The 16,335-nt window shown below is 61.6% G+C and carries 20 protein-coding genes; 10 read left to right on the top strand and 10 right to left on the bottom strand.

Annotation, left to right across the window (positions count from 1 at the left end):
- The first annotated feature begins 158 nt into the window (after positions 1-158).
- Together BLT50_RS19315 and BLT50_RS14555 are read left to right on the top strand one after the other, a co-directional pair.
- Entirely contained in the window at positions 159-314 is a 156-nt protein-coding gene (locus tag BLT50_RS19315; protein WP_175491488.1) for a hypothetical protein, read from the top strand.
- A 293-nt stretch (positions 315-607) separates the two neighbouring features.
- The gene (locus BLT50_RS14555) at positions 608-1,366 is read left to right on the top strand and encodes a Hint domain-containing protein (protein ID WP_139170535.1); all 759 of its coding nucleotides are present in this window, start codon (positions 608-610) and stop codon (positions 1,364-1,366) included.
- Positions 1,367-1,372: 6 nt separating this feature from the next.
- On the opposite strand, the gene BLT50_RS14550 is transcribed toward BLT50_RS14555, so the two are convergent.
- Entirely contained in the window at positions 1,373-1,873 is a 501-nt protein-coding gene (locus BLT50_RS14550) for an Lrp/AsnC family transcriptional regulator (protein ID WP_090029440.1), read from the bottom strand.
- 294 nt (positions 1,874-2,167) lie between these two features.
- Between BLT50_RS14550 and BLT50_RS14545 the strand changes: the two genes are divergently transcribed.
- The 3 genes from BLT50_RS14545 to BLT50_RS14535 all read left to right on the top strand — a co-directional run bounded on the left by BLT50_RS14545 (position 2,168) and on the right by BLT50_RS14535 (position 5,928).
- On the top strand, positions 2,168-2,941 hold the full coding sequence (locus tag BLT50_RS14545; RefSeq protein WP_175491487.1) for a DUF1194 domain-containing protein: 774 nt from the start codon (positions 2,168-2,170) through the stop codon (positions 2,939-2,941).
- Positions 2,942-3,085: 144 nt separating this feature from the next.
- Complete coding sequence (trxB, locus tag BLT50_RS14540) at positions 3,086-4,030, top strand: thioredoxin-disulfide reductase (protein WP_090029439.1); 945 nt, start codon at positions 3,086-3,088, stop codon at positions 4,028-4,030.
- 182 nt (positions 4,031-4,212) lie between these two features.
- Entirely contained in the window at positions 4,213-5,928 is a 1,716-nt protein-coding gene (locus tag BLT50_RS14535) for a bifunctional sulfate adenylyltransferase/adenylylsulfate kinase (protein ID WP_090029438.1), read from the top strand.
- A 64-nt stretch (positions 5,929-5,992) separates the two neighbouring features.
- Here BLT50_RS14535 and BLT50_RS14530 read toward each other — a convergent pair whose 3' ends face one another.
- The 4 genes from BLT50_RS14530 to BLT50_RS14515 form a co-directional block, all read right to left on the bottom strand.
- A complete protein-coding gene (locus tag BLT50_RS14530) occupies positions 5,993-6,481 on the bottom strand; it encodes a cytochrome b (protein WP_090029437.1) in 489 nt (162 codons plus the stop codon).
- 67 nt (positions 6,482-6,548) lie between these two features.
- Positions 6,549-7,517 (bottom strand): threonine dehydratase, encoded by a 969-nt coding sequence (locus tag BLT50_RS14525; protein WP_090029436.1) that lies wholly within the window; start codon positions 7,515-7,517, stop codon positions 6,549-6,551.
- Positions 7,518-7,592: 75 nt separating this feature from the next.
- Positions 7,593-7,820: a DUF1150 family protein gene (locus tag BLT50_RS14520; RefSeq protein WP_090029435.1), complete on the bottom strand. Its 228-nt coding sequence runs from the start codon at positions 7,818-7,820 to the stop codon at positions 7,593-7,595.
- 6 nt (positions 7,821-7,826) lie between these two features.
- On the bottom strand, positions 7,827-8,240 hold the full coding sequence (locus BLT50_RS14515) for an Hsp20 family protein (protein ID WP_090029434.1): 414 nt from the start codon (positions 8,238-8,240) through the stop codon (positions 7,827-7,829).
- Between the two features lie 162 nt (positions 8,241-8,402).
- On the opposite strand from BLT50_RS14515, the gene BLT50_RS14510 reads away from it, so the two are divergent.
- The 4 genes from BLT50_RS14510 to dtd are packed head-to-tail and all read left to right on the top strand — an operon-like array spanning position 8,403 to position 10,685.
- Positions 8,403-8,639 carry a YdcH family protein gene (locus BLT50_RS14510; RefSeq protein ID WP_090029433.1) on the top strand — a complete coding sequence of 79 codons (237 nt, stop codon included), beginning with the start codon at positions 8,403-8,405 and terminating at the stop codon, positions 8,637-8,639.
- A gap of 51 nt (positions 8,640-8,690) precedes the next feature.
- Positions 8,691-9,179, top strand: coding sequence for a 5-(carboxyamino)imidazole ribonucleotide mutase (gene purE / locus BLT50_RS14505; protein ID WP_090029432.1), 489 nt, complete (start codon positions 8,691-8,693; stop codon positions 9,177-9,179).
- Positions 9,172-10,248, top strand: coding sequence for a 5-(carboxyamino)imidazole ribonucleotide synthase (locus tag BLT50_RS14500; RefSeq protein ID WP_090029431.1), 1,077 nt, complete (start codon positions 9,172-9,174; stop codon positions 10,246-10,248). The genes purE and BLT50_RS14500 overlap by 8 nt, the downstream gene beginning before the upstream one ends.
- Positions 10,248-10,685, top strand: a complete 438-nt coding sequence (dtd, locus tag BLT50_RS14495; protein ID WP_090029430.1) for a D-aminoacyl-tRNA deacylase — start codon at positions 10,248-10,250, stop codon at positions 10,683-10,685. Before BLT50_RS14500 ends, dtd begins: the two co-directional genes overlap by 1 nt.
- 7 nt (positions 10,686-10,692) lie before the next feature.
- On the opposite strand, the gene BLT50_RS14490 is transcribed toward dtd, so the two are convergent.
- Both BLT50_RS14490 and BLT50_RS14485 read right to left on the bottom strand, forming a co-directional pair.
- On the bottom strand, positions 10,693-11,049 hold the full coding sequence (locus BLT50_RS14490; RefSeq protein ID WP_139170533.1) for a hypothetical protein: 357 nt from the start codon (positions 11,047-11,049) through the stop codon (positions 10,693-10,695).
- Between the two features lie 180 nt (positions 11,050-11,229).
- Positions 11,230-12,066 (bottom strand): alkaline phosphatase family protein, encoded by an 837-nt coding sequence (locus tag BLT50_RS14485; protein WP_090029428.1) that lies wholly within the window; start codon positions 12,064-12,066, stop codon positions 11,230-11,232.
- Between the two features lie 104 nt (positions 12,067-12,170).
- Here BLT50_RS14485 and BLT50_RS14480 point away from each other — a divergent pair, with 104 nt between their 5' ends.
- Positions 12,171-12,905, top strand: coding sequence for a dienelactone hydrolase family protein (locus tag BLT50_RS14480; protein ID WP_090029564.1), 735 nt, complete (start codon positions 12,171-12,173; stop codon positions 12,903-12,905).
- Between the two features lie 15 nt (positions 12,906-12,920).
- On the opposite strand, the gene BLT50_RS14475 is transcribed toward BLT50_RS14480, so the two are convergent.
- From BLT50_RS14475 to BLT50_RS14465, 3 genes are read right to left on the bottom strand one after another with little or no spacing between them, the layout of a single operon-like run.
- Positions 12,921-14,567 carry an ABC transporter ATP-binding protein gene (locus tag BLT50_RS14475; protein WP_090029427.1) on the bottom strand — a complete coding sequence of 549 codons (1,647 nt, stop codon included), beginning with the start codon at positions 14,565-14,567 and terminating at the stop codon, positions 12,921-12,923.
- Positions 14,564-15,379, bottom strand: coding sequence for an ABC transporter permease (locus tag BLT50_RS14470; RefSeq protein ID WP_090029563.1), 816 nt, complete (start codon positions 15,377-15,379; stop codon positions 14,564-14,566). The genes BLT50_RS14475 and BLT50_RS14470 overlap by 4 nt, the downstream gene beginning before the upstream one ends.
- Positions 15,379-16,335, bottom strand: a complete 957-nt coding sequence (locus BLT50_RS14465) for an ABC transporter permease (protein ID WP_090029426.1) — start codon at positions 16,333-16,335, stop codon at positions 15,379-15,381. The genes BLT50_RS14470 and BLT50_RS14465 overlap by 1 nt, the downstream gene beginning before the upstream one ends.

Here is a 16,335-nt window from a genome sequence, read left to right as displayed (position 1 = left end):
AACAATCATGCCGGCAACGCCCAGATTGGCCACAAGCCGCGCGGGCCAAAGTGCGTTTTTCTTTCGATCCGTCAAAACAATGCCCGAATGCGCAGGCACATTGTTTCACAACCAAGAAACAAGTCCCGAAACGGGGACGCGCGGCAGGAGACCCGAGCATGACAAAGAACAAACGCTGGATCAAAAGCGTGATCGAAACCGCCAAGTCGGAAGAGGCCCCGGCCCTTCCCTGGCAACGCGGCAGCCGCAGGGCCGAGATGATCGCCCGCCGCGACGAAAAGAAGGCAGTGACGCCCGCGCGGCGTCACGCCTGACGTTTCCTCCCAAGGGGGTTGTTCCTCCCCCTCCTCGTGTGTGCCGCTTTTGGGCACGAGTGAAAACCGCCCTCTCCCTCAGGGCGGTTTTCGCACGAATCGAATTGGGGCGCGGTTGTCGGCCCTGCGGAAACAGCGCCCGCCGTCGCCCGGAATTGGCCAAATCCATCCGACAGTCGTTGCCGATTTTTGACAGGTAACCGGGAAACGCGGCATATTTTGCGCGTATCTGCATCTGCGTGCTGCATTCGGTGGGGGCCGGCGGCACGCCACAAAACCGGTTCAGGCATCGCATGAGCACATATAGCCCCCAAAGCACGTCCTCCGTGCCCGCTGCACGGCACGACGCATATCAGCCACCACAAGCCGAAACACCGCGCCGCCGCGTCGAAATCGCCTGGCAGCGCCGCAACGGCGATGTCGAGATATCCGCCCACGCGATACCGGCCGAGCCCGTTTTCGAAGAGTGCTTTGCGGCCTTCGCGCATGGAACACCGATCCAGACCCCGAACGGCCCCGTCGCGATCGAGGACATTCTTCCGGGCGACGAGGTGTCGACGATGGAACACGGAACCCTTCCCGTGCTGTGGCGCGGCAGCCTGACCTGCTATGCCTCGCCGCAGGATCGGTGCCGGCGCCTGACCCGGATCATGGCCGACGGCTTTGGCATCGGCCGCCCGGTGCGCGACCTGCTGATCGGGCCGGCGGCACGGGTCATCCATCGGCCGCGCAACCATCCGACCGGCGGGCCCAGATCACAGGCCCTGGTGCCGGTTGCCGCACTGCAGGACGGCGCGACACTGATCCCGGTCACGCCGCCCAGCGCCGTGCAGCTTTATCACCTTGCGCTGCCGGTGCATTCGACGCTGCAGGTCGGCGGGCTGGAAATGGAAAGCTATCACCCGGGCATCAGTCTGCGCAGCACTCTGGCGCAGCGCCAGTTGGCTTTGTTCCTGTCGCTTTTCCCGCATATCGAACAGCCCGGCGATTTCGGACCGCTGACTTATGCGCGGCTGACCGCGCGGGACATCGACGAGGCCCCGGCCGCCTGACGCGGATCAGGCGTTGCGGGCCAGCCTGTCTTCGAGCACGTCGAAGGGAACGCCCGGTTCGTCCTTTGCGCCGCGGATCACAAGGCTGGTTTTAACGCTCGCCACGTTTTCGGCGGCGGTCAGCTCTTCGGTCAGGAAGTTCTGGAACGTGCTGAGATCGGGGGCCACGCATTTCAGGATGAAATCGACCTCGCCGTTCAGCATGTGGCATTCGCGCACAAGCGGCCAGTCGCGGCAGCGCTGTTCGAATTTCGACAGGTCGGCCTCGGCCTGGCTTTGCAGACCGACCATGGCGAAAACCTGCACCTCGAAGCCCAACTCGCGCGCGTCCACCTTGGCATGGTAGCCGCGGATATAACCCGCCTCTTCCAGCGTACGAACCCGGCGCAGACAGGGCGGCGCCGAGATCCCGACGCGCTTGGCCAGTTCGACATTGGTCATGCGGCCATCCGCCTGCAGTTCGGCAAGTATTTTGCGATCTATCTGGTCAAGACGGGTCGCTGCCATGATTCGCTCCATACAGAAAGGTTGGGAAAGTTATAACAAGCCCGCAGTCGCGCGCAATAATATTTCAATAAACGGTAATTTTGTTAGGTCGCTATGTGGACCTGCACCTTCCGGCACAACATGTAGTTGTCACTCAATTGTCGAAAGGTGTGGGTCACAACTTTGTTAACAAGAAGCCATACTTTTGCTATGATTTGTTTGTGCGCGGGAGAGTCGCGGACCGCGGAGTTAAGATTTTTTAATTCACCGAAGCGGTGTGCTTCTCACGCTGATCGAATAGTTAAGGAGAATGGAATGTTTATAAGAAACTCAATATTGGCATTTTCGCTGGCCACAGGAATAACTGCAGCAACTTCTGCACAAGCTGCAACTGTCGATACGCTTCTGTCTTTGGTGATTGATGTTTCCGGCAGCATCGACGCAAACGAATACAATCTTCAGATGCAGGGCTATATCAACGCATTCAAAGACACTGACATTCAGAATTCGATCGTTGATAAGTCGAATGGTCGAGAAGGCGCTATCGCAGTAAATGTGGTGCAATTCGGATCAACTGCAGCGGAGATGCTCGCATTTACGGTTTTGGACACCATTCAAGCCGTGAGTGACTTTGCCGACTCCATCGCTGGCATCACTCGAAAAGAAAGCGGGCTAACAAATATTGCCGATGGCGTAAACGTTGCCTCTAGCACAATAAGCACTTGGCTTAACGACCCGAACAATTCAGCCGGACGTGTTGTAATGGACGTCTCGGGTGACGGTACTGCGAATACTGGCGGCAGCGTGACAACTGCTCGCGATGCGGCATTGGCCGGTGACGTAGATGTGATTAATGCAATCGCAATTCAGAGCACTTCGTTGCAATCCTATTTCGATAACAACTTGGTAGGCGGGACTGGAAGCTTCAGTCTTTTCGCATCGGATTTCGATACCTTTGATGATGCAATCAAGAGAAAGCTGAAAACAGAAATCACCGGTGGTCAAATTCCTTTGCCCGCAGGTGCATGGCTGATGCTGACCGGCATTGCCGGCCTTGGGGTTGCACGTCGTCGCAAGACGAAGTCGTAACAAACCCGGCCTGAATGACAAAATTGGCCCGCGCCCACCGGCGCGGGCCTTTTTCTTGCGCACATGCCTGACGGCACCGCCGGGTCTTGCGGCCCTACCCTGCCCGCTATATCCGTGGCCTGACATCCAAGGAGAGTTTCGATCATGGCAGAGGCACGTCACACCAAGGTTCTCATCATCGGTTCGGGCCCCGCGGGCTATACCGCCGGCGTCTATGCAAGCCGCGCCATGCTGGAGCCGATCCTGGTGCAGGGGATCGAACCCGGCGGGCAGCTGACCACCACGACCGAGGTCGAGAACTGGCCCGGCGATACCGAGGTGCAGGGCCCCGACCTGATGGTGCGGATGGAGGCCCATGCCAAGGCGATGGGATGCGAGATCGTGGGCGACATCATCGCCTCGCTCGACCTGTCCAAGCGCCCGTTCACGGCCAAGGGCGACAGCGGCACGACCTATACCGCCGACGCGGTGATCCTGGCGACGGGCGCGCGCGCCAAGTGGCTGGGCCTGGACAGCGAAGAGGCATTCAAGGGCTTCGGCGTGTCGGCCTGCGCCACATGCGACGGGTTCTTCTATCGCGGGCAGGACATCGTCGTTGTCGGCGGCGGCAACACGGCCGTGGAAGAGGCGCTGTTCCTGACAAACTTCGCCTCGAAGGTGACGCTGATCCATCGCCGCGACGAGCTGCGCGCGGAAAAGATCCTGCAGGACCGCCTGCTTAAGCACCCCAAGATCGAACCGCTGTGGTTCCACACGCTGGAAGAAGTCGTCGGCACCGACAACCCTAAAGGGGTCGAGGCCGTGCGCGTCAAGAATGTGGACACCGGCGAAATCACCGAAATCCCCTGCAAGGGGGTGTTCATCGCAATCGGGCACGCACCGGCCAGCGAATTGGTCAAGGACCAGCTCGAGCTGCATCATGGCGGCTACGTCAAGGTCGAGCCGGGCAGCACACGCACATCTACCCCCGGTGTTTTCGCGGCGGGCGACCTGACCGACCATATTTACCGGCAGGCCGTCACCAGTGCGGGGATGGGGTGCATGGCCGCGCTGGACGCCGAACGCTGGCTGGCCGAACACGACGAGTGAGTGAAGACAGGTAAAGCCTGGGAAGCAGTGCGCTGCTTCCCGTTCGCAACAGAACTCCCCGAAAATGTCCTCGTTTTGACTTTTTGAAACCCGATCCCTTGCTAAAGACCTTTTGACAGGACTAAGCCCTGCCGCACCCGCAACCCGGTAGTGCCGTCCGAGTGCATATTGAGAGAGACACGATGAATATTCCCAACCTCGCCCCGATCCCCGAGCTTTACGTTTCCTACGAGAGCGCTCAAAAGCTCAAGACCGAGGCCGGCGACCTGACAAGCCTTGACCTGACTCCGCGCCAGATCTGCGACCTCGAACTGTTGATGAACGGCGGTTTCAACCCGCTCAAGGGCTTCCTGAGCGAAGAGGATTACAACGGCGTGGTCGAAAACATGCGGCTGGCCGACGGGCACCTGTGGCCGATCCCGATCACTCTGGACGTTTCCGAAGAGGTGGCAGCAGGCCTGGAGCTGGGGCAGGATATCGCGTTGCGTGACCAGGAAGGGGTGATCCTGGCGACCATGACCGTGACCGACCGCTGGACACCGGACAAGTCGCGCGAGGCCGAAAAGGTGTTCGGTGCGGATGACCTGGCGCATCCGGCCGTGAATTACCTGCACCACACCGCCGGCAAGGTTTATCTGGGCGGCCCGATCACCGGCATTCAGCAGCCCGTGCACTACGATTTCCGCGCGCGCCGCGACACGCCGAACGAACTGCGCGCCTATTTCCGCAAGCTGGGTTGGCGCAAGGTCGTGGCATTCCAGACACGCAACCCGCTGCACCGCGCGCACCAGGAACTTACCTTCCGCGCCGCGAAGGAATCCCAGGCCAACTTGCTGATCCACCCTGTCGTCGGCATGACCAAGCCGGGCGACGTCGATCACTTTACCCGCGTGCGCTGTTATGAGGCGGTTCTGGACAAGTACCCGCAAGCCACGACAACGATGAGCCTGCTGAACCTTGCCATGCGCATGGCCGGCCCGCGTGAGGCCGTCTGGCACGGGATCATCCGCCGCAACCACGGCTGCACACACATGATCGTCGGCCGCGACCACGCAGGCCCCGGCAAGAACAGCGCCGGCGAGGATTTCTACGGCCCGTATGACGCGCAAGACCTGTTCCGCGAGCACCAGGAAGAGATCGGCATCGAAATGGTCGATTTCAAACACATGGTCTATGTGCAGGAACGCGCGCAATACGAACCGGCCGACGAAATCGCGGACAAGGACAATGTGACGATCCTGAACATCTCGGGGACGGAACTGCGCCGCCGTCTGCGCGAGGGTCTGGAAATCCCCGAATGGTTCTCGTTCCCCGAAGTGGTCAAGGAACTGCGCCGCACGTCGCCGCCGCGTTCCAAGCAGGGCTTTACGGTCTTCTTCACCGGGCTATCCGGTTCGGGCAAGTCGACCATCGCCAACGCGCTTATGGTCAAGCTGATGGAAATGGGCGGGCGCCCCGTCACGCTGCTGGACGGCGATGTCGTGCGCAAGCATCTGAGTTCGGAGCTCGGGTTCTCGAAAGAGCACCGCGACCTGAACATCAAGCGGATCGGCTATGTCGCGTCCGAGATCACCAAGAACGGCGGCATCGCCATCTGTGCCCCGATCGCCCCCTACACCGCAACCCGCCGCGCCGTGCGCGAGATGATCGAGCAATACGGTGCCTTCGTCGAGGTGCATGTCGCGACCTCGCTCGAGGAATGCGAACGCCGCGACCGCAAGGGCCTGTACAAGCTGGCCCGCGAGGGAAAGATCAAGGAATTCACCGGTATCTCCGACCCCTACGAGGCACCGACCGAGCCTGAACTGCGGGTCGAGACTGAAAATGTGGACGTCGACAACTGCGCCCACCAGGTGATCCTGACGCTTGAATCGATGGGCCTGATCGCAGCCCACTGATCGCAGACAAGGCAAACGAAAAAGCCCGGTCTTTCGACCGGGCTTTCTTTTTTGGATACCTGTGTCAGCGGCGGGCCGGCCGGATCCTGTCCATCAACCCGTCTTTCAGAACGAAATGGTGATAGATCGCCGCGGCGGCATGTCCGACGATGACCAGAACGGCCAGGTTCACGAGCACTTCGTGCACTTCACCGGCGTCACGGATGCCCAGGCCCCACGCCGCGATCCCGGACAGGGGCACCGCGACAAGCAGCAGGTACAGCGCGAGATGGCCCAGCTTTGCCACCTGGTTCATGAGCGGCTTGGCTGGCGGCAACTCAGGCGCCCCCTGGCGTAGGCGCACGAAGATACGGATCACGGCAAGGGCCAGGATCGCCAACCCGACAGGGGGATGGATCAAGGCGGCGAACTGGTCCGGCTCACCACCTTCAAGCTTGGTGCGCAACGCGCGCCCCATCCCGTCGGAAACCACATAGTTTACTGCGAATAGCAGGAAGATTCCCCAGTGAAGAGCGATCTGGAGGGATGAGTAACGTACGGAGTCCTGTGACATGGCGATCTCATATGCTGACGTCTATATTGATTTTTACGTTGAACGGCGGCGCTTCCGTCGCCTGATTTCACACTGGTGGCACCTGCCCCTGCAGAACGGTCGAGAACCACGCGGTGTCGATGTTGCCGCCGGAAAGGATCACGCCGACTTTCAGACCGGCATTTTGCTCCTTTTCCTTCATTGCAAGGGCCAGGGGCGCGGCCCCTGCCCCTTCGGCCAGATTGTGCGTCGCCCTGAAATAAAGGCGGATCGCCTCGGCTATTTCCTCTTCGGTGACGGTGCCGATGTGATCCGCGCCTTCGGAATAGATTTCAAGGGCCGCCGCCACAGGCACCCGCACGGCCATTCCGTCAGCAAAGGTTCGGGCGCTATCGGTTTCCACCATTGCACCGGATTCGACCGACAGCTTGGCGGTTTGCGCATGTTCCGACACCACGCCCACGATCCTTGCCCTGGCGCCCAGCGCATCGCGCGCGGCGATCGTGCCGCAAATCCCTGAACCGCAACCGATCGGGACATAAACGACATCCAGGTCGGGATGTTCGGAAAACAGCTCATAGCCGTAGGTGGAAACGCCCCTTACCAGCTCCTTGTGAAAGGGCGGCACGGGATAAAGCGGCTGCGTTTCGGCCATTTCCATGGCCAGTTCACGGGCCGTGTCGAAATCATCGCCATGTTCGATCAGGTTTGCGCCATAGGCCCGCATGGCCGCGTTCTTTTCGACCGAATTGCCATGCGGCACGACAATATGCGCCTCAAGCCCCGCCGCCACGGCCGCGCGGGCCTGGCTTTGGCCGTGATTGCCGCGCGTGGCTGTGACGACCCCCCGCATTTCGGGATGGGCGCGCTTCAACCAGTCGATGAATGTGATGCCGCCGCGAACCTTGAACGCCCCCGTGGGCGCGTGGTTCTCATGCTTGACGACAACATCCGTACCCAGGGCCTGCGCCAGCAGCGGCCAGTCATGTGCGGGTGTCGCGGACATTTGCCGCGCAACAAGCGCCTGCGCCTCGGACAATTCTTTTTCGGTGAACATCGGCCTGACCTTTCCCGCGCCTCGGGCGCAAGATTGGCAGGCCTTTGACGCGGCGGCAAGTCCGCCGCGCAAGCCTTAGTGCACCGTAACCGGCGAAAGATCGTGCTGGCGGGCCAGCACAAAGGCCAGGCGGCGATCCTTGACCAGCGCAAGTTGCTGGCCGTTCGCGTCATGCACGGCGTAAAGCGTCTTGGCGCTGCCGACCTGGGCCTGCACCTCGTCGGGAAGATCGGCCACCTTCACGGGCCGCACATAAACGATGCGGTTTTCAACGCCGTCGCCGAAATCGTATTTCACATCCATTTTCGCTTACCCCCTTTTGATCTTGATCGTCTGCACCACGGTTTCGGGCTGCGCGCGGGTCAGGTCGATATGCAGCAGGCCGTTTTCCATGATCGCATCGCCCACTTCGACACCGTCGGCCAGCACGAAACTGCGCTGGAACTGTCGCGCGGCAATACCGCGATGCAGGAACACGCGGTCCGGGCCGTCATCGCCCTGGCGGCCGCGGATCACCAACTGCCTGTCTTCGACGGTAATGCTCAGATCCTGTTCGGCAAATCCGGCCACCGCCAGCGTGATGCGGTAGGAATGGTCCGACGTCTGTTCGATGTTGAAAGGTGGGTAACCTTCGTTGCCGGATTTCGCATTGCGTTCCAGCAACCGCTCGAGCTGTTCGAAGCCCAGAAGATACGGGTGCGACCCGAGTGTAAGCTTTGTCATCGACACGTCCTTATCAAAGCGACAGTCCTGTCCGGCCACCCCTGTTTCGGCGATGGTCCGTCGCAAAAATATGGGCACTTGCCCGCGCCCGCGCAAGGCCTTTGCGAAAATCCGCAATTTCAGTATGTTAAGGGACGCCATCCAAGCACGGAATCAGCCATCATGAACGCACAATCGGATTTCGCCCGCGACCTTGCGATGAAAACCGACGAGGTGCTGCGCGTGGAATTGGAAGTATTCCGCCGCGAACATCGCGATCTGGACGATGCGATCCGCGCCCTGCAGGAGCGTGGCACGGCGGATCAACTGACGCTCCAGCGGCTGAAAAAGAAGAAACTGCTGCTCAAAGACCGCATTGCCCTGATCGAGGATCGGCTGACGCCGGATATCATTGCCTAAGCGCGCGCCTTTCGTATAGTGCGCCACTCAGACAGGCGAAGAGGCGGAAACATGGCTGAAACAAAGGTCGGGATCATCATGGGCAGTCAGTCGGACTGGCCCACAATGAAGGAAGCCGCCGATGTTCTGGATGAACTTGGCGTCCCTTACGAGGCGCGGATCGTGTCCGCACACCGCACCCCCGACCGTCTGTGGGACTATGGCAAGACCGCGGTCGACCGCGGGCTGCAGGTGATCATCGCAGGCGCGGGCGGCGCGGCGCATCTGCCGGGCATGATGGCGTCGAAGACGCGTGTTCCGGTGATCGGCGTACCTGTGCAGACCAAGGCGTTGTCGGGTGTCGACAGCCTGTATTCCATCTTGCAGATGCCGCGTGGCTATCCCGTGGCCACGATGGCCATCGGCGGCGCAGGGGCCAAGAACGCGGGCCTTCTGGCCGCGCAGATGCTGGCCATGCATGACACGGCGCTTGCCGAAAGGCTCGACGCATGGCGCGCAGCATTGTCCGCATCTATCCCCGAGGTGCCGACCGATGACTGATCCGCTGACCACCGGCGCGACGATCGGTATATTGGGCGGCGGCCAGCTCGGGCGCATGCTGTCGGTCGCGGCGAGCCGGCTTGGATTCAAGACATGCGTGTTCGAACCCGGCGGGGATTGCCCGGGAAGCCATGTGTCGAACTACCACTTCAAGGCCGATTACGACGATGAAGACGCCCTGCGCGCCTTTGCCAAAGCCGTTGATGTCGTCACCTACGAATTCGAAAATATCCCGACCTCGGCCCTTGATATCCTTGAAACCATCCGCCCGATCCGCCCAGGCCGCGAGGCCCTGCGCGTGAGCCAGGACAGGATGACGGAAAAGGATTTCCTGTCGGGCCTGGGGCTGGCAACCGCACCCTATGCCGCCGTGGATACGGCCGATGACCTGACCGGTGCAATCGGCCGGATCGGAACGCCCGCGATCCTGAAAACCCGCCGTTTCGGGTACGACGGCAAGGGACAGGCCCGCATAATGACGCCTGCGGATGCCGAACAGGCCATCGCCGACATGGCGGGCGCGCCCGCGATCCTGGAAGGGTTCGTCGATTTCAGCCACGAGGTATCCGTGATCGCGGCGCGTGGCACCGACGGGGCCGTTGCCTGTTTCGATCCGGGCGAAAACGTGCATCGCGAGGGCATCCTCCGCACGACGACCGTGCCTGCCCGGCTGACCGCGGCCCAGCGCACCGATGCGGTTCTTCTTGCGGCAAGAATCCTCAACGCTCTCGATTACGTGGGCGTGATGGGGGTGGAGCTTTTCGTCACGCCGGGTGGCCTGATCGTCAACGAGATCGCGCCCCGTGTTCACAATTCCGGCCACTGGACGCAGAACGGCTGCGCCGTCGATCAGTTCGAGCAGCATATTCGCGCCGTCGCGGGCTGGCCGCTCGGCGATGGCACGCGCCATTCTGACGTGATCATGGAGAATCTGATCGGCGACGACATCGACCGTGTGCCGCAGATCGCGCGCGAACCGCACGCGGCGCTGCACCTTTACGGAAAGGCAGATTGCAAACCCGGCCGCAAGATGGGCCATGTCAACCGCGTCAAGCCGAGGGAGGCATAATGCGGGCCTTGCTGCAAAGGGTGTCGCACGCCAGCGTGACCGTCGACGGTGAAACGATCGGCCAAACCGGCCCCGGGCTTTTGATACTGATCTGCGCGATGGAGGGCGACACCCAGGCGCAGGCCGACACGCTGGCCGCCAAGATCGCAAAGCTGCGCATCTTCAAGGACGAGGCCGCCAAGATGAACCTGTCCGTGCGTGACATCGGCGGTTCGGCCCTAGTCGTCAGCCAGTTCACGCTGGCAGCGGATACCTCGCGCGGGAACAGGCCGGGCTTTTCCGCCGCCGCCAGCCCGGACGAGGGCGAGCGGCTCTACGAATATTTCGCCGACCGCCTGTCAGCCGAAGGCGTACCCGTCCAGAAAGGACGGTTTGGCGCGGACATGAAGGTCGAGTTGCTGAACGATGGCCCCGTGACCATCTGGATGGAATATTGAGCGGCGACTAGCCGCCCAGTTCGACCAGCCCGCCCGGGCAGAAATACTGCGTGAACGCGCCGTAGCAGGTTGCCGACTTTCCAAGCCCCTGAACCGAATAGACGCTATAGATCACATGGTGCTCGTAACGCGTTTCGATCTGTTCACGTACCACCTCATAGCATGCGTCGGGATCAAGCTTGCAGGCCGCCAAGGCCACCTTGCCCAAAGGCGCATCGACCTGCGACAGACCGGTCGTGGTCAGTTGCTGCTCCAAAGCGGCGCGCAGCTTGAGTTCGCCAGCCCCCTGCCCCGGCGCGGTGACCATGGCGACAGCCCCAAGCAGAACGATGGAAACCAGTAAGAACCGTATCCTTGCGAACATCGGAGTCCCCCTTTCGTCAGGGTTCGCGTAGTGCCCCAAGGGCGTTATTAAGCGGTTTCACCGGATAGTGCAGCATGGTTTTCCGCCCCTTCCGCAGATTGTCCATGACCTTGCCATCGCGGCAAAGATCGTTGCCTTGCACCTGGCCCGGACATCCGCGGTGACCAAACCTGCGGCCGATCACCCCAGAAACGGCTTGGCCTGCATGGTGCCGGGAATGGGCGCGCCCAGCAAACGCAGGATCGTCGGCGCAAGCTGCAACTGGTCCAGCACCGCATCCGCCGGAGGCCCTTCGGCATCACCAAAGTAATACAGCGCAAAATCCTGCTGCAAAGGATCCTGCCCGCCGTGATGGCCGCGCGCATCCTGTCCGTGATCCGCGGTGACGATCACCTCGTATCCCATCGCCCGCCATTTCGGAATGAACGGGGCCAGCATCTCGTCCATCACGGCGCAGGCATGATCCATTTCCTGGCTTTCGTGAAAAAAGCGGTGCCCCATGCTGTCCAGCGTGCAGGTGTGCAGCAGCCCGTAATCCAGCCCGAACCGCGCACACAGGCTGGTCAGTGTGGCAAACAGATCGACATCGCTGGGCGTCATCTGGTTGATCAACCCATATCCCGTCATCGTGTGGAACCGGCCGTGATTGATCGTGGCGCTGTCGGGCTCGTCATATTCGATATCGCGCACGAAATCGAACGGTGCGCGGTTGAAGAACTCGGACCAGAAGGAATGGGCAACCGCCCCCGTCACGCCGCCTGCCGCGCGGACCTGTGAAAAGATATCCGGTTTGTCCAGAAAGTACACGTTGCCGTTGCCCGTGCAGCCATGGTCCTGCGGGGTAAGGCCCGTGTGGATCGAGGCATAGCAAGAGGCCGAGATCGACGGCAAGACCGACCGCATCGTCCAGCGGCGCGCCTCACCCGATTGCACCCAGCCTTCAAGGTTGCCGAAAAGCCGGGTCCAGTTGCGCAGCGGCACACCGTCGAGAATGATCAGAAGAAGCTTGCGTTTCATTCCGCAAACCTGCGTCACCGCGCCGGTCTGTGCAAGCCGTGAAACTGGACGCGGCGCGGTATTGCGTCATGTTTTCGTCGGACCGACAAGAAAAGGAGGTTCCGATGAAACGCGCAATCCTTGCCCTATCGATCCTGATGGCCCAGCCCGCGCTGGCACAGGATGTGCCTTACGAAGTGGACGGACAGTCGTTCACCGGCTACTTCGCCGCCGCGGACGCCCCCAAGGGGCTGGTCCTGATCGTGCACGATTGGGACGGGCTGACCGATTATGAAAAACGGCGCGCCGACATGTTGGCCGACATGGGCTATGACGCGTTCGCAATCGACATGTTCGGCAACGGCACACCCACCCAGACAGTCGAACACCGCCGCGCGGCGACAGGCGCGCTGTATGGTGACCGGGCCCGGATGCGTGCGCTTGCCGCGGCCGGGCTGGAACAGGCGCGCGGGCAATCCACGGCAACGGACGTGGTGGTGATGGGCTATTGCTTTGGCGGTGCCGTGACACTGGAAATGGCCCGCGGCGACATGGGCCCGCAGGCAGCCGGCTATGCCACCTTCCACGGCGGGCTTTCGACACCCGAAGGACAATCATGGAGCGGCGACGAACCGCCCGTTCTGGTGCTGCATGGCGGTGCCGACACGTCGATCACGATGCAGGACGTGGCGGACCTGTCGTCCGAGCTCGAGGCCGCCGGCGTAACATACCGGATCGAGGTCTATTCGGGCGCGCCGCATGCCTTTACCGTCTTCGGCTCGCAGCGCTACCAGGAACGCGCCGACACGCAAAGCTGGCAGAGCTTCGCAAGTTTTCTGTCCGAACGGCTGGACGGCTGAAGCCGGGCGCGGGGGTCAGTTCCCCGCGCTTTCCATTTTGCGGTTGGCGATCACGTCTTCCAGCCAACCCAGGCGCATCTCGGGAACCGAGCTCAGCAGCAGGTCGGTGTAGTCGTCGAACGGCGGGCTCAGAACCTGGCTTTTCGGCCCGTAGCGGACGACCTGTCCCTGATACATCACCGCGATACTGTCCGCGATGGCCCGCACCGTGGCCAGGTCATGCGTGATGAACAGGTAGGCCACGTTCTCGATTTTCTGAAGCTGCAGCAGCAGCTTCAGGATACCGTCCGCTACCAGCGGATCGAGCGCCGAAGTCACTTCGTCGCAGATGATCAGCTTGGGTTTGGCGGCCAGCGCACGGGCGATGCAGACGCGCTGCTTTTGCCCGCCCGACAACTCGGCGGGATAGCGGTCGATGAACCCATCGCCCATTTCGATCTCGTCCAGCAATTCCTGAACGCGGCGGCGTTTCTCGGCACCTTTCAGGCCGAAATAGAATTCCAGCGGCCGCCCGATGATCGTGCCCACGGTCTGGCGCGGGTTCATCGCGACATCCGCCATCTGATATATCATCTGAAGTTCGCGCAGATCCTCTCGCGGGCGCGTCGCCAGGTTAGGCGTCAACACATGCCCGTCGAATGTGATCTGCCCCGCGCTTGGCGGCAGCAACCCAGTGATCGCACGGGCCAGCGTGGATTTCCCCGACCCGCTTTCACCAACCACGGCCAAGGTCTGCCCGGGATGCAATTCGACGTTCACGTCCTTGAGCACGTCGAATTTCGTCCCCTTGTAGCGTGCGGTGACGCCCTCGACCGTCAGCAACGGATCGTCTGTCGGTTTCTTTTCCTCGTGCCGGATCGACCGGACAGAGACCAGCGCCTTGGTGTAGTCTTCCTGCGGATTGTTGATGATCTGGTCGGTGGTGCCATATTCGACCATGTCGCCCAGCTTCAGCACCATGATGTCGTCGCTGACCTGTGCCACCACCGCCAGATCGTGCGTGATATAGATCGCGGCGACACCGGTATCGCGGATCGCTTCCTTGATCGCCTTCAACACGTCGATCTGCGTCGTCACGTCCAGCGCCGTGGTCGGTTCGTCGAACACCACCAGATCGGGTTCCGGGCACAGGGCCAACGCCGTCATGCAGCGCTGCAACTGCCCGCCCGACACCTGGTGCGGATACCGCCGCCCGATGGTTTCGGGGTTGGGCAGGCCCAGCTTGCCGAACAGCGCGATGGCGCGTTCCTCGGCCTGCTTGCGGGTGAACTTGCCGTGGCGCACTGCGGCCTCGGTCACCTGTTCCATGATCGGTTTGGCCGGGTTGAACGAGGCGGCGGCGGATTGGCTGACATAGGTCACCTCGCCCCCGCGCAGGCTGCGCAGATCGGAAAGCGAGGTTTTCAGGATGTCGCGGCCGTTGACCCAGACCTCACCTCCGGTGATGCGCACACCGCCACGGCCATAGGCCATCGATGCCAGCCCGATGGTGGACTTGCCCGCACCGGATTCACCGATCAGGCCCAGCACGCGGCCCGGCTCCAGGTCGAAACTGACGCCATGCACGATCTCGATATCGTGCGGGCGTTCACCCGGCGGATAGACCGTCGCCCCGATCTTGAGATCGCGCACTTTCAGAAGGATATCGCGCGGTTCGCTCATCCCCGGCCCCCTTTCAGGCTGGTGGTGCGGTTAAGCACCCAGTCCGCGACAAGGTTCACGCTGATCGCCAGCGTCGCGATGGCCACCGCCGGCCAAAGCGCAGCACCGATGCCATAGACGATACCGTCCTTGTTCTCCTTCACGATCCCGCCCCAGTCGGCAGCGGGCGGCTGCACGCCCAGACCGAGGAACGACAGGGTCGACACGAACAGCACCATGAAGATGAAGCGCAGCCCCATCTCGGCCACCAGCGGGCTGAGAGCGTTTGGCAGGATTTCCCGAAAGATGATCCAGGCCCGCCCTTCGCCACGCAGCTTGGCCGCTTCGACATAGTCCATCACATTGATATCCACCGCCACCGCACGGGCCAGGCGATAAACGCGGGTGCTGTCGAGCAGCCCCATCACGACGATCAGAACCGGAATGGTCACCGGCGTCACGGACAGCACGACAAGCGCAAAGATCAGCGACGGGATCGACATCAGCAGATCGACGAAGCGGCTCATCGCCTGATCGACCCAGCCCCCCACGACCGCCGCAAGGAAACCCAGCACGGACCCGGTGGTGAATGACAGGATCGTCGCAGCGGTCGCGATGAAGATTGTCGTGCGCCCGCCATAGATCATGCGCGTCAGCAGATCGCGGCCGATATTGTCGGTGCCGATCAGGTGTTCTGGGCTGGGTGGCTCCCAGACGCCGCCCACCACTTCGGCCATACCGTAGGGCGCGATCAGCGGCGCGAAGATCGCCATGAGGAAATAGAGCGCGGTGAAAAACAGGCCGATCACGGCCGCTATGGGCATGTTCTTGATCATTTCGGATGCCTCAGCCTGGGGTTCGACAGGATCGACACGATATCGGCCACCATGTTCAGCCCGATATAGACGGCAGCAAAGACCAGCCCGCAGGCCTGCACCACGGGGACATCACGTTTCGACACATGGTCGACCAGGTACTGGCCCATGCCCGGATAGGTGAACACCACCTCGACAACGACGACACCGACGACGAGATAGGCAAGGTTCAGCATCACGACGTTCACGATAGGCGCGATCGAATTGGGAAAGGCATGCCGCCAGATGATCGTGAACATCGACAGACCCTTGAGCTCGGCCGTCTCGATATAGGCGGATTGCATCACGTTCAGGATCGCGGCGCGCGTCATGCGCATCATGTGCGCCAGAACCACGAGCGTCAGAACCGCAACGGGCAAGGCAATGGCATGCAGTTTCTGCCCAAGGCTCATCGAGTCGTTCATCATCGCAACCGACGGTGCCCAACCCAGCTTGACGCCGATAAAGTACATCAGCACGTACCCGATCAGGAATTCGGGGATAGAGATGGATGCCAGCGTGACGCCGGAAATCAGCTTGTCGGGCCAGCGGTCACGATAGCGCACGGCCAGAAGCCCCAGGAAAATCGCAAGCGGCACCGCGATGATCGCGGCCCAGAACGCCAGGAAAAGCGTGTTGCCCAGCCTCCGGCCCAGGCTTTCGGCGATGTCCTGACCGCTTGTCAGCGCCGTGCCCAGATCACCGTGGAACACCCCGGCCAGCCAGCTGACATAGCGCGTCAACGCGGGTTCGTTTAGCCCAAGTTCCTTGCGCAGGTTGGCCAGCGCTTCGGGGGTGGCCGATTGTCCGAGGATCGACTGCGCCACATCGCCCGGCAGGATCAGCGTTCCGACGAAGATCAGGATCGAAACGAGAAAAAGAAGCAGCAGGCCCAGCGCGACGCGCTGGGCCACCAGTTTCACGGCCGCGTTCAT

Source organism: Lutimaribacter saemankumensis, assembly GCF_900100005.1.
GTDB classification, from domain to species: domain Bacteria; phylum Pseudomonadota; class Alphaproteobacteria; order Rhodobacterales; family Rhodobacteraceae; genus Lutimaribacter; species Lutimaribacter saemankumensis.
The sequence above is the reverse complement of the archived record's forward strand: the minus strand, read 5'-3'. Positions and strand labels throughout refer to the sequence as shown.